At 65.6% G+C, this 20,190-nt stretch carries 17 protein-coding genes; 13 read left to right on the top strand and 4 right to left on the bottom strand.

Annotated features, from left to right (window positions below; genetic code table 11):
• Position 1: 1 nt before the first annotated feature.
• Positions 2 to 499: an LPS assembly lipoprotein LptE gene (lptE, locus tag Q0105_RS16885; RefSeq protein ID WP_298213298.1), complete on the top strand. Its 498-nt coding sequence runs from the start codon at positions 2 to 4 to the stop codon at positions 497 to 499.
• On the opposite strand, the gene rocF is transcribed toward lptE, so the two are convergent.
• On the bottom strand, positions 500 to 1,471 hold the full coding sequence (gene rocF, locus Q0105_RS16880; protein WP_298213297.1) for an arginase: 972 nt from the start codon (positions 1,469 to 1,471) through the stop codon (positions 500 to 502).
• A gap of 178 nt (positions 1,472 to 1,649) precedes the next feature.
• Between rocF and holA the strand changes: the two genes are divergently transcribed.
• Positions 1,650 to 2,705, top strand: a complete 1,056-nt coding sequence (holA, locus tag Q0105_RS16875; RefSeq protein WP_298213296.1) for a DNA polymerase III subunit delta — start codon at positions 1,650 to 1,652, stop codon at positions 2,703 to 2,705.
• A gap of 73 nt (positions 2,706 to 2,778) precedes the next feature.
• Here the strand turns inward: holA and Q0105_RS16870 are convergent, their stop codons facing one another.
• Positions 2,779 to 3,063, bottom strand: a complete 285-nt coding sequence (locus Q0105_RS16870) for a hypothetical protein (RefSeq protein ID WP_298213295.1) — start codon at positions 3,061 to 3,063, stop codon at positions 2,779 to 2,781.
• A 127-nt stretch (positions 3,064 to 3,190) separates the two neighbouring features.
• Between Q0105_RS16870 and Q0105_RS16865 the strand changes: the two genes are divergently transcribed.
• Both Q0105_RS16865 and Q0105_RS16860 read left to right on the top strand, forming a co-directional pair.
• Positions 3,191 to 4,198, top strand: coding sequence for a PHB depolymerase family esterase (locus tag Q0105_RS16865; RefSeq protein ID WP_298213294.1), 1,008 nt, complete (start codon positions 3,191 to 3,193; stop codon positions 4,196 to 4,198).
• Positions 4,199 to 4,204: 6 nt separating this feature from the next.
• The gene (locus tag Q0105_RS16860) at positions 4,205 to 4,798 is read left to right on the top strand and encodes a hypothetical protein (RefSeq protein WP_298213293.1); all 594 of its coding nucleotides are present in this window, start codon (positions 4,205 to 4,207) and stop codon (positions 4,796 to 4,798) included.
• Positions 4,799 to 4,905: 107 nt separating this feature from the next.
• Here Q0105_RS16860 and Q0105_RS16855 read toward each other — a convergent pair whose 3' ends face one another.
• The gene (locus tag Q0105_RS16855; protein WP_298213292.1) at positions 4,906 to 5,943 is read right to left on the bottom strand and encodes an AraC family transcriptional regulator; all 1,038 of its coding nucleotides are present in this window, start codon (positions 5,941 to 5,943) and stop codon (positions 4,906 to 4,908) included.
• Positions 5,940 to 6,989 (bottom strand): AraC family transcriptional regulator, encoded by a 1,050-nt coding sequence (locus tag Q0105_RS16850; protein WP_298213291.1) that lies wholly within the window; start codon positions 6,987 to 6,989, stop codon positions 5,940 to 5,942. The genes Q0105_RS16855 and Q0105_RS16850 overlap by 4 nt, the downstream gene beginning before the upstream one ends.
• 160 nt (positions 6,990 to 7,149) lie before the next feature.
• Here Q0105_RS16850 and Q0105_RS16845 point away from each other — a divergent pair, with 160 nt between their 5' ends.
• The 9 genes from Q0105_RS16845 (at position 7,150) to gshB (ending at position 20,108) form a co-directional block, all read left to right on the top strand.
• Positions 7,150 to 8,862 carry a carboxylesterase family protein gene (locus Q0105_RS16845; protein ID WP_298213329.1) on the top strand — a complete coding sequence of 571 codons (1,713 nt, stop codon included), beginning with the start codon at positions 7,150 to 7,152 and terminating at the stop codon, positions 8,860 to 8,862.
• A gap of 14 nt (positions 8,863 to 8,876) precedes the next feature.
• Positions 8,877 to 10,058, top strand: coding sequence for an ABC transporter substrate-binding protein (locus tag Q0105_RS16840; protein ID WP_298213290.1), 1,182 nt, complete (start codon positions 8,877 to 8,879; stop codon positions 10,056 to 10,058).
• A gap of 40 nt (positions 10,059 to 10,098) precedes the next feature.
• A complete protein-coding gene (locus tag Q0105_RS16835; RefSeq protein WP_298213289.1) occupies positions 10,099 to 11,379 on the top strand; it encodes a glutamate-5-semialdehyde dehydrogenase in 1,281 nt (426 codons plus the stop codon).
• A gap of 60 nt (positions 11,380 to 11,439) precedes the next feature.
• The gene (trkA, locus tag Q0105_RS16830; RefSeq protein ID WP_298213288.1) at positions 11,440 to 12,897 is read left to right on the top strand and encodes a Trk system potassium transporter TrkA; all 1,458 of its coding nucleotides are present in this window, start codon (positions 11,440 to 11,442) and stop codon (positions 12,895 to 12,897) included.
• Between the two features lie 21 nt (positions 12,898 to 12,918).
• Positions 12,919 to 14,385 (top strand): potassium transporter TrkG, encoded by a 1,467-nt coding sequence (locus Q0105_RS16825; RefSeq protein ID WP_298213287.1) that lies wholly within the window; start codon positions 12,919 to 12,921, stop codon positions 14,383 to 14,385.
• Between the two features lie 104 nt (positions 14,386 to 14,489).
• The gene (gene gshA, locus Q0105_RS16820) at positions 14,490 to 15,785 is read left to right on the top strand and encodes a glutamate--cysteine ligase (protein WP_298213286.1); all 1,296 of its coding nucleotides are present in this window, start codon (positions 14,490 to 14,492) and stop codon (positions 15,783 to 15,785) included.
• A gap of 146 nt (positions 15,786 to 15,931) precedes the next feature.
• Complete coding sequence (locus Q0105_RS16815; protein ID WP_298213285.1) at positions 15,932 to 17,800, top strand: potassium transporter Kup; 1,869 nt, start codon at positions 15,932 to 15,934, stop codon at positions 17,798 to 17,800.
• 136 nt (positions 17,801 to 17,936) lie between these two features.
• Positions 17,937 to 19,124, top strand: a complete 1,188-nt coding sequence (locus Q0105_RS16810; RefSeq protein WP_298213284.1) for a benzoate/H(+) symporter BenE family transporter — start codon at positions 17,937 to 17,939, stop codon at positions 19,122 to 19,124.
• Between the two features lie 27 nt (positions 19,125 to 19,151).
• On the top strand, positions 19,152 to 20,108 hold the full coding sequence (gshB, locus tag Q0105_RS16805) for a glutathione synthase (RefSeq protein WP_298213283.1): 957 nt from the start codon (positions 19,152 to 19,154) through the stop codon (positions 20,106 to 20,108).
• Positions 20,109 to 20,190 lie beyond the last annotated feature (82 nt).

The raw sequence follows: 20,190 nt of genomic DNA, 5'->3' as shown, positions 1-20,190 counted from the left end.
CATGAACAAGCGCACACTGCTTTGCCTTGCGCCCGTGGCGCTGCTGTCCGCCTGCGGTTTTCGCCTGCGGGGCGTGCCGGAGTTCGGGTTTGACTCGCTCTACATCGCAGCCCCCGCCAACTCGCCGCTGGCAAAAGAGCTGCAGCGCACACTGGAGGGCTCGGGCGGCAAGCTCCGGATGCTGAGCGACCCGGCGGACATGCCCAAGGCCGATGCCATCCTCGACCTGCTGAGAGAGCAGCAGGAGCGCTCGGTGGTGGGGCTCAACGCATCGGGCCAGGTGCGCGAGCTGCAGCTGCGCCTGCGCATCCGGTTCCGCCTGCGCACGCCTGCGGGCGTGGAGATGATTCCTGAGACCGAGCTGCTGCAGCAGCGCGACATCAGCTACAACGAAACCATTGCGCTGGCCAAAGAGGCCGAAGAGGCGCTGCTCTACCGCAACATGCGGACCGACCTGGTGCAGCAGCTCATGCGCCGCTTGGCGGCCGCCAAGCGCTGATCAGGCGCTGAGGCCGTGGCCCGGCGAGGGCACGCGCATCAGCGTGCTTTTGCCAAACAGCGACTCGACCAGGTCCACGGCCAGCACAGCCGTGCGGTTGCGCACATCGAGCGCGGGGTTCAACTCCACAATGTCCAGCGACGCCAGGCGCCCGCTGTCGGCGATCATCTCCATGCACAGCTGCGCCTCGCGGTAGGTGGGGCCGCCGGGCACCGTGGTGCCCACGCCGGGCGCGATGTCGGGGTCCAGAAAATCCACGTCGAAGCTCACATGCAGATGGGTGTGGGCATCCAGCCCGGCCAGCGCCTGCTGCATGGTCTGGCGCATGCCCACCTCGTCGATGTAGCGCATGTCAAAAACCTCCAGGCCCTGTTCGTGCACAAAGCGCTTTTCGCCCTCGTCCACGCTGCGGATACCGATCTGGCGGATTTGGCTCGGGCGCAGCGCGGGGCCGCCGTCGGGCATGCGGGCCAGCCCGGTCAGCGCCTCGGGGCCAAAGCCGCACAGGCAGGCCACGGGCATGCCATGCACGTTGCCGCTGGGGGTCAGGGCGCTGGTGTTGAAGTCGGCATGGGCATCCAGCCACAGCACGCGCAGTTTCTTGCCAGCCTCCGCACAATGGCGCGCCACTGCGCCGATGCTGCCCAGGCCCAGGCAGTGGTCGCCGCCCAGCAGGATGGGCAGGTGGCCCAGTTGCAGCTCGGCATACACGGCATCGAACACACGCTGGTTCCACTCCACCACCTCGGGCAGGTGGCGGTAGCCGTCCACGGGCGGCAACCAGGGGTTGGCCGGGCCGCTCAGGTTGCCCCGGTCAAACACCTGCAGGCCGTGGCTCTCCAGCGCCGCCTGCAGCCCCGCCACGCGCAGAGCCTCGGGCCCCATGGAGGCGCCACGCGCCCCGGCGCCGATATCGGTGGGTGCGCCGATCAGGCTAGTGGGCTGAGCGCTGCGAAGGGCATTGGGGGGCATGGTGCGGGGGCTTTCTGGTCAGGGGCGAGAGAGGATGGGGCCGGGGAGATTTTCGGGGCTTTGGGCGCCAATGAACAGTGAAAGAGCTGATCAGGCCGCCATCACTTTTGCGCACAGTGTGGGCGTGCGGTAGCAATTTGCGCAATTCTCCGTCGGGCAAGGCGATAAACTTTGCCGCATGCAAGTCGCCCTGGCCCAACTCTCACCGCATCTTCAACGGGGCCTGTCGCCGCTTTATGTGCTGCATGGCGACGAGCCATTGCTGCAGCAGGAAGCCGCCGACGCCATCCGCGCCACGGCCCGTGCCCAGGGCTACACCGAACGCAGCAGCTACACCGTGGCTGGCGCCCATTTCGACTGGAGCGCCGTGCTGGCCGCAGGCGGCAGTTTGAGCCTGTTTGCCGACAAGCAGATCGTGGAGATCCGCATCCCTTCAGGTAAGCCCGGCAAGGACGGCAGCGTGGCGTTGCAGCAGCTTGCCGAGGCGGCCAAGGGCAATGACAGCACGCTCACCCTGGTGATGCTGCCGCGCCTGGACAAGGCCACCCGCACCGGCGCCTGGTTTTCCGCACTCGAAGCCAGCGGCACCTCGGTCCAGATCGACCCCATCGAGCGCGGCATGCTGCCGCAATGGATCGCCCAGCGCCTGGCCGCGCAGGGCCAGCGCGTGGTGGCGGGCGAGGAAGGCCAGCGCACCCTGCAGTTTTTTGCCGACCGCGTGGAGGGCAACCTGCTGGCAGCGCACCAGGAGATTCAAAAACTTGCCCTGCTGCACCCGGCAGGCGAGCTGACCCAGGCCCAGGTCGAAGCCGCCGTGCTCAACGTGGCGCGCTACGACGTGTTCAAGCTGTCTGAATCGGTGCTCTCCGGCCACACCGCCCGCGTGCAGCGCATGCTGGACGGCCTGCAGGCCGAAGGCGAGGCCGAGGTGCTGGTGCACTGGGCATTGGCCGAAGACATCCGCGCCCTGAAGCGCGTGAAGGACGCCATGAACGCCGGGCGCCCCCTGCCCATGGCCCTGCGCGAGAACCGCATCTGGGGCCCCAAGGAGCGCCTGTTCGAGCGCATCCTGCCCAAGGCCAGCGACGCCGCTTTGGCGCGCCTGCTGCAGTCGGCCCACACGGTCGATGGCATCGTCAAGGGCCTCAAGCAGCCCGACTGGCCGCAGAACAGCTGGCAGGCGCTGCAGCGGCTGGCGCTGCAGGTGTGCCGACTCACGCAGGCGGCGCGCTGAGCAATTTTGATGGAAATGGGCTCTGGCGCTTATTCATCAAGCGCTAAAAGCTATCAGAATAATAGCAATTGCATCAAGCAATTGCCAACACTCCCCGCGCCTTCTCCACCCACATCTGCAGGTTGTCCAGCAGATCCTTCTGGCTGAACGAGCAGCTTTCTTCTGAAAACAGCGCGCTCGATTCGAGCCGGTCCAGCAGGCCGTGCAGCACCTCGGTGTAGCGCGGCGGCAGGGCGGCCAGCAGTGCGCTGGACGCGCGGGCCTGGGTGGACAGGGTGGCGACACTGAGTGCGCCGCTGCGCAGCGCATCCAGTTGGCTCTGTAGGGTCTGCAGTTCGGCAAGGGCGGTGGACGACATGGGGTGAGTATCGCGCACGCCAGGCCGCCCCGTTCGCAAAGACAGCGGAATGGCGCGGGTCGGCCAATGGCCAACGGGGCCGCGCTGCCTAGAGTCCCCCCACCACAACAACTCTAGGAGACATATCGTGGAAAACCTGTTTCATCGTGGGGCGGGCCGCGCGGCGGCTTTGCTCGTTTTCATCGTCGCCATGCTGGGGAGCGTGTCTGCCCACGCAGGCAGTTGGACCTTTGGTGTGCATGGCAACCTGTGGGGGGCCCGCGAGTACCAGGTGTGGATTCCATCCGGGTACCAGGCGGGCACGCCCGTGCCCCTGGTGCTCGTGCTCCACGGCTGCCTGACGGATCCCAACAGCATGGCGGCGGTCAGCCGCTTCAACGACCTGGCGGACCGCGACCGTTTCATCGTCGTGTATCCGCGCCAGAACGTGACCTCCAACCCGCAGCGCTGCTGGAACTTCATGCTGTCGACCAACCAGACGCGCGGGGCGGGCGAGCCGTCGATCCTCGCAGGCATCGTGGGAGAGGTTCGCAACCGCTACTCCGTGGACACCTCGCGGATGTACGTGACCGGCATCTCGGCGGGCGGCGCCATGACCTCCACCATGGCCGCCTGCTACTCGGACCTGTTCGCCGCGGCGGCGGTGCATGCCGGGGGCATGTACAAGGGCGGCGTGGGCCTGGTCACCGCTGCCGAGTCGCTGCTGCTGGGCAGTCCTTACGATCCGGACGAGCGCGGCAAACGGGCCTGGCAGTGCTCGGGCTCGCCACGCCGGTTGATGCCGATGCTGGTGTTCCACGGCACCAGCGACATCGTCGTGAACCCGGTCAATGGCGACCAGACGGTGCGGCAGTTTGTGCAGACGAACGACTATGGCGACGATGGCAGTGACAACAACAGCGCCGCCTACGTGGCCGCCAGCACCACGTCGCACGTGACGCCGGTGGCCAACGGCCGCGCCTACACGGTGGCAACCTACCGCAACAGTGGCGGCACCGTGGTCGCGCAGAAATACACGGTCGACGGCATGAACCACGCCTGGAGCGGCGGCCCGTCGGTGTGGCCATTCAGCGACGAGCTCGCGCCAGATGCGACCGGCATCAGCTGGGCCTTCTTTCGCAACTACCGCCGCTGACACGCCATGGGAAAGATGTACCGCGTTGCTGGAGGGGCCGTGTTTGCCGTCCTGCTGGCCTGGGGGCTGTACCAGCTGCAGTCGCCGGAGTCGCCGGAGTCGCCGCAGGGCGGCCTTGAGCGCGCTCCTTCCGTGGGGCGGGTCGAGGGGGCGCCTTCGGCCCCTGCCGCAGCGGGAGGTGATGGCGAGGGTGGCCTGGCCGGGGCGCCAGGGATTGGGCGCAACCTGGTCTTTCGCACCGATCCATCGGGGAAGCTCCTGGTGGATTCAGGGGCGATCGATCGGCTGAGCGCCCTGCTGGACACAGAACACAGCGACCACGATGCGCAAGTGCCTGAGCAGGTCGCTGCTGCGGGGCTCGACGATGCGGGCGCTGCCCAGGCACTGGGCGTGCTGACCCAACTGCGAGCCTTGCGCGCGGATGAAAAGGCGCTGTTCACGCAGCCTGGCCGTGCCGAGGGCGTGGAGGGCGCGACGCAGATGTTGGCGGCGCAGCGCGCCTTGCGTCGCCAGCACTTTGGGCAGGATGCACAGCGCCTGTTCGGGGAGGACGAAGAGCGGGTGGCGCGCCAGATAGAGACCCTGGCCACGGCAAACTGAATCATACGGATTTGCCTTAAAACGTATAACGTTGTTGGGTCGCCTTGCCGTGCTAAAGCACTGTCTGCTGCGTCCCGCCTAGTTATCCGATTGAATGCAAAACCGTATCAGGCGCCGGGGGGCGGCCTCTGCATCGGGGCCGCCTGGGTCTGTGCGTCACGGTACACACCGGGGGACACGCCAAACCAGCGGCGGCATGCACGCACAAAGTTGCTTTCGTCGCTGAACCCCAGGCGGTGGCCGATCTGGGCCAGGCCCAGTCGGCGCTCACTCAGGTGGCGCTCCGCCAGTTCTTTGCGGGTGTGGTCGAGCAGGGCTTGAAAGGACTGGTTCTCTTGCTGCAGTTGGTGCGTCAGCGCGCGTTCGGACAGGCCCAGTTGCTGGGCGATGTGGAGCCTGCGGGGCTCCCCCCGCTGCAGGGCGGCAACGATGGCCTCCTTGGCGCGCAGGGCGACGCTGTCCTGACTCAGTACCTGCAGGCGGGCGTCCAGGGTGCGTTCGTGCCATGGCAGCAGGCGGGCGTCCCGTGACGGAATCGGCGTGTCCAGGTCTGCCGTGCAGAGCAACATGCGGTGCGTGCCGCTCTGCCACAGAATGGGGCCGCCGAACGCCGCGCTGTAGCGTGCCTCGCCAGGCGGCAAGGGGTGCGCCAGTTCGACGGTCAGCGGCTTGATGGCCCTGCGTGTCACCCATCGGCACATGGACAACACAGCGAGCAGTGAATAGGCCGTGCGCTGCACCGGCACGGGGCGCGACACGCCGGTGTGGCCCATCTCTATCCAGCACCCCCTGGCATCCGCCTCTACCCTGAAAACGGTGGCGCTGGAGACCAGCGCCAGATAGCGCGCGGCATGGTCGATGCCTTCGCGCAAGTCGGTGCACGAGAGCATCACGACACCAAGCTCTTGAAAGTCGATGTGCCGCGCAGCCAGCTCTGCATCGATACCCAGCGCTGGGTTGCCCGACAACTGCAGCGCGGCTTCCCACAGGCGCGTGATGTCGTCGGGCGCGAAGCGCGCAGCCGGGTCGGCCACGCGCTGTGCACAGAGCCCACAACGGGCAAGCAGGGCCGACGGGTCCACCCCCTGGTCGGCAAACATGCGCAGCAGGCCGCGAACCCAGGCGCTGGAGCTGGTGGGGCTCATGGGGCGGCTGTGTCGGCGGCAATGGGCGCGCCAGACGCCGCCAGCACCCGCTGGCGGTATTGCGTGGGAGGCTCCTCAAACCAGCGGCGGCAAGCACGAAAAAAATTGCTCTGATCGGCAAACCCGAGCAGATCGGCCACGTCGCTCAGCGAGTGGTTTTCTTCGCTGAGGTATTTGCGCGCCAGCTCCTGCCGCACATCGTCCAGCAGTTCGGCAAACGATGTTTTCTCTTCGGTCAGGCGGCGCTGCAGAGTGCGGTCTGATATGGCCAGCGATCTGGCGACGGCTTCGCGCCGGGGCTCGCAGCGGTGCAGTTGGCGCAGTATCTCTGCCGTCACGCGGGCGCTGGTGCTGCTGCGGCCCAGCGCCTGCAGGCGCTCGCGCAGCACGGCTTCGTGCATTGCCATCAAGGCGGGGTTGCATGAGGGCAGTGGCAGTAGCAGGTCTTCGGCGGACAGCAGGATGCGGTTCTCGGCCTGGGCAAAACGCACCGGCGCGCCGAACACCTCGTGGTGGCGCGCTGCGTTGGGCGGCTTGACGAAGCGGAAGTCCACGGCCTTGGGGCGGATGGAACGCCGCGTCAGCCAGTCGCAGATAAAGAGCAGGGTCAGCAGGCCATAGGCGTAGCGCTGGCGTGGCACAGGGCGTTCATTGCCCAGGCCTCCGAGCACGAGCCAGCAGCCTGCCGCCTCGGCATCTGGCTCCAGCGAGAAGAGGGCGGCGTCAGACACCACGGCCATATAGCGCGCAAGGTTCTCCAGTGCGGCGCGCAGGTGCGTGCTGCTGAGCATCACGTAGGCCGTCAGGTCCATGTTGACGTGGCGCGCAGCGAGCGCGCGGTCCAGGCCGAGGGCGGGGTTCCCGGACAGGCGCACGGCGTGTTCCCACAGCAGGCTGACCTCGTCCACGCTGAAGCGTTGTTGGGGGTCTTCGAGCCGCGAGGGGTCCATGCCGGCGCAGGCCAGTAGTTCGGAGGTGTCCACTCCTTGCGCGGCAAACATGTCGGCAAGGCCGCGGACCCAGGCGAAGGAACTGGTGCGAGGCATGTGCGTGAAGTCAGGTGATTGGCGTTGTTGGGATAGGCGCATGCGTGTTTGCCGCTTCTAGACTGCATTTGGACGCTGCGCCCGCCTCAGTTCAGTGTCCGTGCAGGGTGCGGGTGCTTGCAACTGGAGATTTCCCTCGATACCAAGGAGACAAACAATGATGAAGCGATACGACAGATGGAAGGGAGTGGCCGCGGCGTTGTGTTCCGTCGGCTTCGTGGCGGCATGTGGTGGAGGCAACAGCAGCGATGCACCGACCTCGCGCACCACGCACCTCGGGGTGGTCGAAGGGGCGCGTGACGCGGGCCAGGGCACCCTTTCCTGGAAGGGCATTCCCTTCGCCCAACCACCGGTTGGCGCCTTGCGCTGGCGGGCGCCGGTGGAGCCGGCTGCCTGGGCCACAGCCAGGGACGCCACACGCTTCGGCCAGGCCTGCCTGCAGAACGGGCGCCTCTACGGACCCGGCGCCAACAACACCTATGACGCGACCATTGCCACCACGCTCAACACGCCCGTGGGCAGCGAAGACTGCCTCACGCTCAACGTCTGGCGCCCGGATGGCGACGCCGACAAACTGCCGGTCATCGTGTTCGTTTATGGGGGCAGCAATATCAGCGGCTTCACGGCCGACCCGGTGTACGACGGCGCCGCGCTGGCCAAGGCGGCCAATGCCGTGGTGGTGACGGTCAACTACCGCGTGGGGCCGCTGGGCTTTTTCAATCTGGCGCAGCTCAAGGAGGGCGCGAGCGCCGAGGAGGCTTCGGGCAACTTTGCCTTGCTCGATGTGATGCAGGCCCTGCGCTTCGTGAAAAAGAATGCGACCGTGTTCGGCGCAGATGCGGGGAATGTCACGCTCATGGGGCAATCGGCCGGTGCCATCAACGTGTGGGCCCTGGTGGCATCGCCCGCCGCCGCCGGGTTGTTCCACAAGGCGGTTCCGTTGTCTGGGGGCATCTCGCTGGCGTCCAACCTGCCCAAAGGCGCCATCGCCACCTTGAACCCCGCCACCACGTATGCCGCGCAGGCCAACGCCTTGCTGGCGCGCCTGCTGGTGGCCGACGGCCGCGCCGCCGACATGACCGCTGCCGCAACGGCGGTGGCAGGCATGGGCGCGGCTGAAGTGGCCACCTACCTGCGGGGCAAGGATGGCAAGCAGTTGCTCAGCACCCTGCTTGCCAGCGGGCTGACCGGGTCCGGCCCGATCCCGGATGGCACTGTGTTGCCTGCCGACCCCATCAGCGCCATGGCGGCTGGCAAATACAACCGCATGCCGGTGCTGGCGGGCGTCACCGCGGACGAGGGCAAGTTGTTTGCTCCGTTCCTGCCGCTTCTGGGCGGGCCTGCGGGTTTTGTCATGAACGATGCCGACCGCTTCAAGCTGATGATGAACTACCGGCCAGACGCTCCCGCCGCCACGGCGATCGGCGACATCATCCACCCGTACTACCTGCCCGCCGACACCGCAGCGACCGGCTGGAACGCTCGCACGGCGATGATTGGCAACGGCTTGTTCGGACTCAGCCGCGACAACGTGCTCAACACCTTGAAGACGCAGCAGGACAAGGTGTGGGCCTACGACTTCCGCTGGGCTCAGCAGCCCGCGCCGTGGAACACCATCTACGGGGCCGCGCATGCGTTTGACCTGCCCTTCCTGTTTGGCAATTTCGGCCCCTCGCTGTTTGCCAACGTCACCAACAGCACCGCCAACAAGCCCGGCCGCCTGGCCTTGTCGGGGGCGATGATGGCCAGCCTGGGGGCGTTTGCACGCACGGGGGACCCGAACAACGCGGGCCTGGGGCGCACCTGGCAAGGCTGGCCTTCGCGGCTGGTGTTCGATGCGACCCAGACACAGGCCGTGATCGGGGCGCAGTGATCGTGGACCGGCTGTTGAACAGCCCACGGGCCGGGGGCTCGCCGGGCACCGGCCTCTTGCGCCGCCGCGCCTGCCTGGCCGGGCTGGCTGCAGCCCTCGGGCCGTGGGGGGCGCAGGCGAGCGCTGGCGGCGTGTCCGAGCGCGAGATCGTGCTCGGGCAGATCATTGCCCTCACGGGGCCCTTGAGCGGCATGACGCAAGACATCGCAAATGCCGCACAGGCGTGGTTCGATGGCGTCAATCGCCAAGGGGGCATCCATGGCCGCGCGGTGCGGCTTGTCACGCTCGACGACGGCTATGTGCCCGCCAACAGCGTGAAGGCGGTGCAGAAGATGGTGAGCGAGGTGCAGGCCTTTGCGCTGCTCAACATGACGGGCACGGGCAATGTGACCGCCGTGCAGCCGCTGCTGGACAAGGCCGGGCTGCCGCTGTTCGGGCCCATCACGGGCGCGGGGAACCTGCGCACCGCCACGGACACAGGTGCCGCGATATTCCATCTGCGCGCCAGCTACGCCGATGAGATCGAAAAAATCGTCGCGCACCTGCACACGCTGAGCCAGCAGCGCATCGCCATGGTCTATCTGGACAACGGTTTTGGCCAGGACGGGCTGGCCAGTATGCGAAATGCCCTGGCGCGGCGTGGCATGCAGCTCCATGCCCAGGCCAGCCTGCGGCCCGATGCCTCGGATGTGGACGCGGCGGTGCAGGTGCTTCACGACAGCCGCCCGGATGCCTTGGTGCTGGTGACCACCGGCAAAGCCACGCTGGAGTTCGTGAAGCGCTACAACGCCGTGGGCCGGGGGATGCGGTTTTATGCGCTGTCCGTCATGGGGAGCCAGGCCACGGTGCAGGCGCTGGGGCCTGATGGGGTGGGCATGGTCGTCACTTCCGTGGTCCCGCTCCCCTGGAGCAAGAGCGTGGTGGCCGCCCAGGAGTACCGCGCGGCCATGCAGCGCAGCGGCTTTGCCAACCTGTCGTTTGTGGGGTTCGAGGCATTTTTGAACGCCAAGGCCGTGACCGAAGGGCTGCGCCGCGCGGGCCGCGAGCTGACCGTGGCGCGCTTCGTCCAGGCCCTGGAGTCGATGGGCAAGGTCGATCTCGGCGGATTCGAGATCAGCTTTGCCAAGGGTTCGCGTGAGGGCTCGCGTTTTGTGGAGCTCACCTACATAGGGCGCGACGGGCGCTTCATGCGCTGAGAGGGCGGCTCGCGCGGGTGGGGTGTGCGAGAATTTCGCCATGAATGCGCTCAACGTCGCCGAATACACGCAAGCCCTTGGATTGCAGGCAAAAACGGCCTCTGCGCTGATGGCTAAAGCGCCAGCAGCTATCAAAAACAAAGCACTCAAGGCCCTGGCCCGGCTGCTGCGCGAGAACGTGGATGCGCTGCAGACCGACAACGCCCGCGATCTGGACCGCGCCCGCGCCGCAGGCCTGGCCGAGCCCATGGTGGACCGCCTCAAGCTCAGTCCCAAGGTGCTGGAGACCTGCGCCGAAGGCTGCGAGCAACTGGCCGCCATGCCCGACATGATTGGCGAGATCATCGGCATGAAGCAGCAACCCAGCGGCATCCGTGTGGGCCAGATGCGCGTGCCCATCGGCGTGTTCGGCATGATTTACGAGAGCCGCCCCAACGTGACCATCGAGGCCGCGTCGCTGTCCATCAAAAGTGGCAACGCCTGCATTCTGCGCGGCGGCTCGGAAGCCATTGATTCCAACAAGGCGCTCGCCAAGCTGGTGCAGCAGGCGCTGGCCGAAGCAGGTTTGCCGCAGGACGCGGTGCAATTGGTGCAAACCACCGACCGCGAAGTCGTGGGCCAGCTCATCGCCATGCCGCAGTTTGTGGACGTGATCATCCCGCGCGGCGGCAAGGGGCTGATCGAGCGCATCAGCGCGGGCGCCAAGGTGCCCGTCATCAAGCACCTGGACGGCAACTGCCACACCTATGTGGACGACCCCTGCGACATCGCGATGGCGGTGAAAGTTGCCGATAACGCCAAGACCAACAAATACAGCCCCTGCAACGCGAGCGAAGGCCTGCTGGTGGCGCGCGGCGTGGCGGCGCAGTTTCTGCCGCTGATCGGCGCCGTGTATGCCGCCAAGGGTGTGGAGATGCGCGGCAGCCCCGAGGCGCTGGCCATCCTGGCGGCCGTGCCCGGCGCGAAGCTGGTGCCTGCCACCGAGCAGGACTGGAGCGAGGAATACCTCGCGCCCATCATCAGCGTGAAGGTGGTGGAGGGGGTGGACGATGCCATTGCCCACATCAACCGCTATTCGAGCCACCACACCGACGCCATCCTCACCACCAACCATGTGCATGCCCAGCGCTTCCTGCGCGAGGTGGATTCGGCCAGTGTGATGGTGAACGCCAGCACCCGTTTTGCCGATGGCTTTGAATACGGCCTGGGCGCCGAAATCGGCATCAGCACCGACAAGTTCCATGCGCGCGGACCGGTGGGCCTGGAGGGGTTGACCTCGCTCAAGTACGTGGTGCTGGGCGAGGGCGAGGTTCGGGGTTGATTTGCTATGTTTTTGATAGCTTGTTGCGCTTGTCAGTAGTGCGCTGAAGGCCAATTTCGCATGAAAATCATCATCCTCGGCGCGGGCCGTGTGGGCTACAGCGTGGCAGAAAGCCTGGTGTCAGAGCGCAACGACATCACCGTCATCGACACCGATGCCGCGCGCATGCGCGACCTGGAGTCGCGTTTTGACCTGCGCGGCGTGGTGGGCAACGGCATCGAGCCCGCCGTGCTGGCCGAGGCGGGCGCGAAGGACACCGACCTGCTCATCGCCTGCGCCGCGCAGGACGAGACCAACCTGGTGTGCTGCAAGGTGGCGCAGCTCTTTTTCAACATCCCCAAGCGCATCGCGCGCGTGCGCTCCAGCGGCTTTGTGCTCAATGAGCAGATGACCGGCCCCGAAGGTTTTGCGGTGGACCGCATCATCTGCCCCGAGGAATCCCTCACCCGCTACATCGGCAAGCTCATCGAGTACCCCGAGGCCATGCAGGTGCGCGAGTTTGCGGGCGGGCGGGCCTGCCTGGTGTCGGTGCGCGCGCGGGCCGGGGCACCCATGGTGAGCCACACCATCTGCGAGCTGCGCGACAGCTCGCCCGACGTGGCCATGCGCCTGGTGGCCATCTACCGGCGCTTTCAGGATGAGCCCGACCGTTTTGTGGCCTGTGACGGCAACACGCGCATCGAGCCCGGCGACGAAGTGTTCGTGCTGGCGGCCAGCAGCCACATCGCCGACGTGATCACGGCCCTGCACCGGCGCGGCGGCCACCCGGTGCCGCCCGTGCGGCGCATCATGATCGCGGGCGGCGGCCGCGTGGGCTCGCGCCTAGCGCGCCAGCTCAGCAAGGAGCCGGGGCGGTTTCACATCAAGATGATCGAAGACAACCCCGACCGCTGCATCGAGCTGGCGTCCACGCTGCCTTCGGAGGTGCTGGTGCTGCAGGGCGACACCACGGACGAGGACCTCTTGGGCGGCGAGAGCGTGGAGGAGATCGACCTGTTCCTGGCGCTCACTGATGACGACGAGGACAACATCATGTCGTCCCTGCTGGCCAAGCGCATGGGGGCCAAGCGGGTGCTGGCGCTCATCAATCGCCGCAGCTATGCCGACCTGATGCACGGCACACAGATCGACATTGCCCTGTCGCCCGCGCAGGCCATGCTGGGCGAGCTGCTGGCTTACGTGCGCCAGGGCGACGTGCAGGCCGTGCACAGCCTGCGCCGGGGCGTGGCGGAGGCTCTGGAAATCGTGGCCCGTGGCGACAAGAAGAGCTCGCGCGTGGTGGGCCGAAAAGTGAGCGACCTGCATTTGCCCCACGAGGTGCACATGGGGCTGATCGTGCGCGGCCTGCCGGAGTCGCCCGACGCCCCCACCGACGAAGACCTGCCGGAGCCCGAGGTGATCATCCCGCGCAGCTCCACCGTGGTGGAGAGCAACGACCATGTGGTGTTCTTCCTGCCGCACAAGCGCCTGGTGCGGGACGTGGAAAAGCTGTTCCGCGTCAGCGCCACATTTTTCTGACCCACAGCCAGCGAGAGAGCCATGGTGGACATGTTTCCCGTGCTGCGGGTGTTGGGCATCCTGATCATGATTTTCGCGCTGACGATGGGGCTGCCCATGGCGGTGTCCTGGTTCTGGCGCGACGGGGTGTGGCACATCTACCCGGTGGCCATGGCCGCCACCCTGGCCGTGGGCTGCGGCCTGTGGTGGAAGCTGCGCCTGTTCCGGCACGAGCTGCAGCCGCGCCACGGCGTGATGCTGGTCACCCTGGTGTGGGTGCTGCTGCCGCTGTTTGCCGCGCTGCCGCTGATGCTGGCCGCCCATGAGATCGGGCGGCCCATGTCGTTCACACACGCCTACTTCGAGGCGGTGTCGGGCCTGACCACCACGGGCTCCACGGTGCTCACCGGGCTCGACTCCTTGCCCGTGTCGATGAACGTGTGGCGCACCTTCTTGCAGTGGGTGGGCGGCATGGGCATCCTGATCCTGGCCGTGGCGGTGCTGCCCCTGCTGGGCGTTGGCGGCAGCCAGTTGTTCAAGGCCGAGGCGGCGGGGCCGGTGAAGGACGCGAAACTCACCCCGCGCATGACCGAAACCGCCAAGGGCCTGTGGGGTGTGTACGCGCTGTTTTCCACCACCTGTGCGCTGGCCTACTGGCTCGGGGGCATGGACCCGCTGAATGCGGTGATGTACATGTTCTCGACGGTGAGCCTGGGCGGACTGTCGCCGCACGACACCAGTTTCGGTTTCTACCATTCGCCACTGCTGGAGGCGATTGCGGTGGGTTTCATGTTGGTGGCCAGCTGCAATTTTGCGCTGTATTTTGTGGCGATCCGCAAGGGCCACTGGCAGGGCTTCTGGCGCGACCCGGAGCTGCGCGCGACCCTGTTCACACTGATTGGCGGCGGGCTGCTGGTGGCCGTGCTGCTGTGGGTGAAAGGGGTGTATGCGCCGCTGGACGCCCTGCGCTACGGCATGTTCAACGTGGTGTCGATCGCCACCACCACTGGCTATGCCACCGTGGACTACCTGAGTTGGCCCGTGTTTGCGCCGGTGTTCATGCTGCTGTTGTCGGGGGTGGCGACCAGTGCGGGCTCTACCGGCTGCGGCATCAAGATGGTGCGCATGCTGATTTTGCTCAAGCAGGCGCGGCGCGAGATGAACCGCCTGGTGCACCCGCGCGCCGTGCAGCCCGTGCGGCTGGGCGATGCGGTGGTGGACAACCGGGTGATCTTCTCGGTGCTGGCCTTCATGCTGGTGTATGGCGCCACCATCATCGGCCTGAGCATGGTGCTGCTGCTGACCGACCTGGACGCGGTGACGGCGTTCTCGGCGGTGATCGCCAGCGTCAACTGCATGGGGCCGGGCCTGGGCAGCGTGGGGCCTGCCTCCAACTATGCGGTGCTCACCGATTTCCAGCTCTGGGTGTGCACGCTGGCCATGCTGCTCGGGCGGCTGGAGATCCTGAGTTTCATGGCCTTGCTGACCCCGGCGTTCTGGCGGCGCTGAGCGTGGCCGTCCAGAAAAACCGGCCCGGCAGGCTTGCGAAGGGCGGGGCCCGCCCCAACCCTACAATGGTTGTCAATCGTTCCCGTCTCCTCTGAGGGCTCCCCATGGTTCCGCATCTCATCACGGCCCTCACGGGGCCCATCAACGAACTCGAACAGCGCATGCTCGATTCGATGCCCGCCATCGAGCGCTGGTTTCGCCTGGAGTGGATGGAGCACACGCCGCCGTTCTACACCTCGGTGGATATCCGCAATGCGGGCTTCAAGCTCGCGCCCGTGGACACCAACCTGTTCCCTGGCGGCTGGAACAACCTCACCAAAGAGATGCTGCCCCTGGCCGTGCAGGCCGCCATGGCCGCCATCGAAAAAATCTGCCCCGAGGCGCGCAACCTGCTCATCATCCCCGAGAACCACACGCGCAACACCTTCTACCTGGCCAACGTGGTGCAGTTGCAGCGCATCTTCAACATGGCGGGCCTGAATGTGCGCGTGGGTTCCATCAGCCCCGAGATCAAGAAGCCCACGCGGGTCGAGCTGCCCAATGGCGACGCCGTGACGCTGGAGCCAGTGCTGCGCACCAAACGCCGCCTGGGACTCAAGGATTTCGACCCCTGCACCATTTTGCTCAACAACGACCTCTCGGCGGGCGCGCCCGGCATTTTGGAAGACATCCACGAGCAGTACCTGCTGCCGCCCCTGCATGCGGGCTGGAGCGTGCGCAAGAAGAGCACGCATTTCAAGAACTACGAAGAAGTGGCCAAGCGCTTCGGCAAGATGCTGGGCATCGACCCCTGGCTCGTGAACCCCATGTACAGCCAGTGCGACGAGGTGGACTTTGCACAAGACGTGGGGATGGACAAGCTGCAGACCACGGTGGATGCCCTGCTGACCAAGGTGCGCCGCAAGTACAAGGAATACGGCATCAACGAGAAGCCGTTCGTGATCGTCAAGGCCAACAACGGCACTTACGGCATGGGCATCATGACGGTGCGCGATGCCAAGGAGCTGGACGCGGTCAACCGCAAGGCCAAGAACAAGATGGCCGTCATCAAGGACGGCCAGCCGCTCACGGACCTCATCATCCAGGAGGGTGTGCTGACCCAGGAGCGCGTGCACGAAGCCGTGGCCGAGCCCGTGGTCTACATGATGGACCGCTACGTGGTGGGGGGCTTTTATCGCATGCATGCCGAACGCGGCGTGGACGAGAACCTCAACGCCCCCGGCGCAAGTTTTGTGCCCCTGGCCTTCGAGCACAGCACACACATGCCCCAGCCCGGCGTGCGCCCCGGTGTGAGCGCACCCAACCGCTTTTATATGTATGGCGTGGTGGCGCGCCTGGCTATGCTGGCGGCCAGCTATGAGCTGGAAGCCACCAACCCCGACGCCGAGGTGTACGACTGATCTGCCATGTCTGCGCCCGGTTGCCAAGGGCGAGTTGCTGCGTTGCAACATGAGAATTTGCCGTCAGGCACTTGATCTGGGGCAGGCGCACAATAGCGTTCCCAAAAGTAACGGAACCCCGTCGCCCCAGCGCGCGGGGGTGGTCAGTGCAAAGCTCCAAGTCATCGCTCGCAGCGCTCACGCTAGGCGCCATCGGTGTTGTGTATGGCGATATCGGCACCAGCGTGCTGTATGCCGTCAAGGAGGTGTTCGGGTCCGGCCACGTACCCTTCACGCCCGCCAACATCTACGGCATTCTCTCGATCTTCTTCTGGACGCTCACCGTCATCGTCTCGCTGAAGTACGTGGTGCTGGTGCTGCGCGCCGACAACCACGGCGAAGGCGGGCTGATCGCGATGCTGGCCCTGGCCTCGCAGGCGGTGAAGGACAAACCCCAACTGCGCCGCGTGCTGCTGGCGGTGGGCATCTTCGGTACCGCGCTTTTTTATGGCGATGGCGTCATCACCCCGGCCATTACAGTGCTGTCGGCGGTGGAGGGGCTCGAAGTTGTCTCGCCCCACTTCGCCCAGTATGTGATTCCCATCGCCCTGGTCATACTGTTTTGCCTGTTCTTTGTGCAAAAACGTGGCACCGGGGGCATCGGCAAGTTTTTTGGCCCCATCACGCTGATCTGGTTCATCAGCATCGCGCTGCTGGGTGTGTCGCACATCGTGGGCCACCCCGAGATTCTCTGGGCCCTGAGCCCGCATCATGCGCTGGGCTTCATCTGGGCCAACCCAGGCATCAGCTTCATCATTCTGGGCGCGGTCGTGCTGTGCGTTACGGGAGCCGAGGCGCTGTATGCGGATCTAGGCCATTTTGGCAAGCGGCCCATTCGCCTGGCCTGGTTCAGTGTGGTCATGCCGGCCCTCACACTGAACTACTTCGGCCAGGGCGCGTTGTTGCTTGCCCAGCCTGAGGCGGTCAAAAACCCGTTTTACATGATGGCGCCGGATTGGGCGCTGATTCCTCTGGTGGTGCTGGCCACTATGGCTTCTGTCATTGCATCGCAGGCGCTGATCACAGGGGCGTTCAGCGTGACCAAACAGGTCATCCAGCTCGGCTATCTGCCGCGCCTGAACATCCAGCACACCAGCGTGCGCGACACGGGCCAAATCTACATACCGTTGGTGAACTGGGGGTTGTTCGTGGCCATCGTGCTGGCCGTGGTGATGTTCCGCTCCTCCAGCAACCTGGCGGCTGCCTACGGCATCGCGGTGACGCTGGACATGTTGATCACGACCATCCTCACCTTCTTCGTGATCCGCTACGGCTGGGGCTATCCGCTGGCGTTGTGCATCGCGGCCACCGGCTGCTTCTTCGTGGTGGACCTGGCGTTCTTCGCCTCCAACATGCTCAAGCTGTTCCAGGGCGGCTGGTTCCCGCTGGTGATCGGCGGCATCGTGTTCTCGCTCATGATGACCTGGAAGGAAGGGCGCCGCCTGCTCAATGACAAGCTGCGCGCCGACGCCATCGACCTCAAGGACTTCCTGGAGTCTGTGTTCATCAGCCCGCCCACCCGCGTGGACGGCACGGCCGTGTTCCTCACCGCCGAGGTGGGGGCGGTGCCCAATGCGCTTTTGCACAACCTCAAGCACAACAAGGTGCTGCACCAGCAAAACCTGTTCGTCACGGTGCATAACCACGAGACGCCCTGGATTGGCCTGGACAAGCGCCTGCAGGTCGAACCCCTGGGCCATGACTGCTGGCAGGTAGTGATCCACTACGGCTTCAAGAACGACCCCGACGTGCCACGCGCGCTGGAGCTGCTGCGCGGCCGGGGCTGCGAGCTGGAGGCCATGACAACCAGCTATTTCCTGTCGCGCGACACCGTCATCCCCACCATCGGCGGCGGCATGGCGCCCTGGCGCGAAAAGTTGTTCGCCCAGATGCACCACAACGCCAGCGGCGCTGCGGACTTCCTGCACCTGCCCAACAACGCCGTGGTCGAACTCGGCTCCAAGATCGAGATCTGAGGGATTTTGATTGTTTTTGGACTCTAGCGCTTGTATATCAAGCGCTAGTTGCTATCAAATTAATAGTATTCTGGTTCGACACTACGAGAACACCCTTGGCGGGCAACGCTGAGGGCTCGGTGCCAGAATCCAGTCCATGCAATTTTTCAAAGACCTGAGCCTCTCGACCTTCGTCGCGGGCTTTGTGGCGGTGCTGGTGGGCTTTACCAGCTCGGTGGCTATCGTGTTCCAGGCCGCGCAGGCGTTCGGTGCCACGCCCGCCCAGGTCACCTCTTGGATGTGGGCGCTGGGCTTGGGCATGGGCCTGTGTTCGCTGGTGCCTTCGCTGATCTTGCGCCAACCCGTCATGATCGCCTGGTCCACCCCCGGCGCGGCCGTGTTGGCTACGGCTGGGCTGGCTGGGGGCTTCAGCATGGGCGAAGCGGTGGGTGCTTTCATGGTGAGTGCAGTGCTCATCACCCTGGCGGGCGCCACCCGCTGGTTCGAGCGCGTGATGAACCGCATCCCCATGGAAATCGCAGCAGCGCTGCTGGCGGGCGTGCTCGCCCGGTTTGGCCTGCAGGCATTTGCAGCCGCAGAAACGGCGCTGCCGCTGGTGCTGCTCATGCTGATGGTGTACCTGGTCAGCCGCCGCTGGTTGGCGCGCTACGCGGTGGTCATCACGCTCGCCGTTGCCGTGGCCTATGTGGCCGCACGGGGCCAGATGGCCTGGGGTGCGGTGAAGCTGGAACTGGCGTTGCCGGTCTTCATGGCGCCCGAGTTCAGCGTGGCGGCCCTGGTCAGTCTGGCGATCCCGCTGTTTGTGGTCACCATGGCCTCGCAGAACCTGCCTGGCGTGGCGGTGATCCGTGCTTCGGGTTATGACCTGCCCATCTCTCGCCTCATCACGCTCACCGGGCTGGCCACGCTGGTCCTGGCGCCGTTTGGTGCCTTTGCGCTCAACTTCAGCGCCATCACCGCCGCGATGTGCATGGGCCCGGAAGCGCATGAAGACCGCAGCCGACGCTACACCGCCGCCGTGTCGTGCGGCGCCCTGTATGTGGCGATTGGGCTCTTCGGCGCGGTCATCACCGGGTTGCTCACGGCCTTCCCCAAAGAACTGGTGGTGGCGATCGCAGGCCTGGCGCTGCTCGGAACCATCGGCAATGGCCTGGCCACCGCGTTGCGCGACGAGTCTCACCGCGAGGCCGCGCTCATCACCTTTCTGGTCACGCTCAGCGGCGTGGTTATTGCCGGTGTGGGCTCAGCATTCTGGGGCGTCGTGGCCGGCAGCATCGCGCTATTTGTGCAACAGTACAGGCGTTCGCAGGCTGAAGGCGCCTGACCCACCCCTTTTTTCTGATCCGACACCATGAAACTGCTTTTCATCACCGACCCGCTGCCAAGCTTCAAGATCTACAAGGACACCACGTTCGCCATGATGCGCGAAGCGCAGCGGCGCGGCCACGTGCTGGCGGTGTGCGAGCCGCAGCACATCACCTGGCAGCGTGGCAGCAAGGTGACGGCTACTGTGCGCGATGTGCATCTCACGGGGGATGCCACCCATTGGTACGACGCCCAGCCAGAGCGCAGCGCCGTGCTGGCGGACTTTGACGCGGTGCTGATGCGTAAGGACCCACCCTTTGACAGCGAATACTTCTACGCCACCCACCTGCTGGAGCAGGCCGAACGTGATGGCGCACGGGTGTTCAACAAACCCCGCGCCTTGCGCGACCACCCCGAGAAGCTCGCGATCATGGAGTTTCCGGAGTTCATCGGCCCTACGCTGGTCACGCGCAATGCTGCGGACATCCGGCGGTTTCATGCAGAGCACCAGGACATCATCCTCAAGCCGCTGGATGGCATGGGCGGCATGGGCATCTTCCGCGTGGGCCCCGATGGCCTCAATCTGGGCAGCATCACGGAAACCCTGAACGGCAACGGCGCACAGAGCGTGATGGTGCAGAAGTTTCTGCCCGAAATCGTCGACGGAGACAAACGCGTCCTCATCATCGGCGGCAAGCCCGTGCCTTTCTGCCTGGCTCGCATTCCCCAGGGCAGCGAAGTGCGGGGCAACCTGGCCGCAGGCGGAAAGGGCGTAGCCCGGCCCTTGTCTGCACGGGACTGGGAAATTGCAGAAGCGTTGGGGCCGGTTCTGGCGGAGCGGGGTTTGTTGCTGGCGGGCGTGGATGTGATCGGTGACTGCGTGACCGAGATCAATGTGACCAGCCCCACCTGCTTCCAGGAGATCTTTGACCAGACAGGCTGTGACGTGGCGTTTCTATTCGTTGATGCGCTGGAAGCTGCAGTGGCGGCGCAGCGCCGCTGAGCATCGACATTTCGGGCCGACCTGTTTCTTTGGCCATTCAAACCATGCTATAGTCGAGGGCTTCGCTTCTGAGAGGTGCTGG

Origin of the sequence: Acidovorax sp., from assembly GCF_027492855.1 — a bacterium.
Classification (GTDB): Bacteria; Pseudomonadota; Gammaproteobacteria; order Burkholderiales; family Burkholderiaceae_C; genus Acidovorax.
The sequence above is the reverse complement of the archived record's forward strand: the minus strand, read 5'-3'. Positions and strand labels throughout refer to the sequence as shown.

Bases quoted from the DNA above. Each gene is read 5' to 3' on its own strand.
- lptE (WP_298213298.1), top strand. From the start codon at position 2: ATGAACAAGCGCACACTGCTTTGCCTTGCGCCCGTGGCGCTGCTGTCC.
- rocF (WP_298213297.1), bottom strand. From the start codon at position 1,471: ATGCCCCCCAATGCCCTTCGCAGCGCTCAGCCCACTAGCCTGATCGGC.
- holA (WP_298213296.1), top strand. From the start codon at position 1,650: ATGCAAGTCGCCCTGGCCCAACTCTCACCGCATCTTCAACGGGGCCTG.
- Q0105_RS16870 (WP_298213295.1), bottom strand. From the start codon at position 3,063: ATGTCGTCCACCGCCCTTGCCGAACTGCAGACCCTACAGAGCCAACTG.
- Q0105_RS16860 (WP_298213293.1), top strand. From the start codon at position 4,205: ATGGGAAAGATGTACCGCGTTGCTGGAGGGGCCGTGTTTGCCGTCCTG.
- Q0105_RS16855 (WP_298213292.1), bottom strand. From the start codon at position 5,943: ATGAGCCCCACCAGCTCCAGCGCCTGGGTTCGCGGCCTGCTGCGCATG.
- Q0105_RS16850 (WP_298213291.1), bottom strand. From the start codon at position 6,989: ATGCCTCGCACCAGTTCCTTCGCCTGGGTCCGCGGCCTTGCCGACATG.
- Q0105_RS16845 (WP_298213329.1), top strand. From the start codon at position 7,150: ATGAAGCGATACGACAGATGGAAGGGAGTGGCCGCGGCGTTGTGTTCC.
- Q0105_RS16835 (WP_298213289.1), top strand. From the start codon at position 10,099: ATGAATGCGCTCAACGTCGCCGAATACACGCAAGCCCTTGGATTGCAG.
- trkA (WP_298213288.1), top strand. From the start codon at position 11,440: ATGAAAATCATCATCCTCGGCGCGGGCCGTGTGGGCTACAGCGTGGCA.
- Q0105_RS16825 (WP_298213287.1), top strand. From the start codon at position 12,919: ATGGTGGACATGTTTCCCGTGCTGCGGGTGTTGGGCATCCTGATCATG.
- gshA (WP_298213286.1), top strand. From the start codon at position 14,490: ATGGTTCCGCATCTCATCACGGCCCTCACGGGGCCCATCAACGAACTC.
- Q0105_RS16810 (WP_298213284.1), top strand. From the start codon at position 17,937: ATGCAATTTTTCAAAGACCTGAGCCTCTCGACCTTCGTCGCGGGCTTT.
- gshB (WP_298213283.1), top strand. From the start codon at position 19,152: ATGAAACTGCTTTTCATCACCGACCCGCTGCCAAGCTTCAAGATCTAC.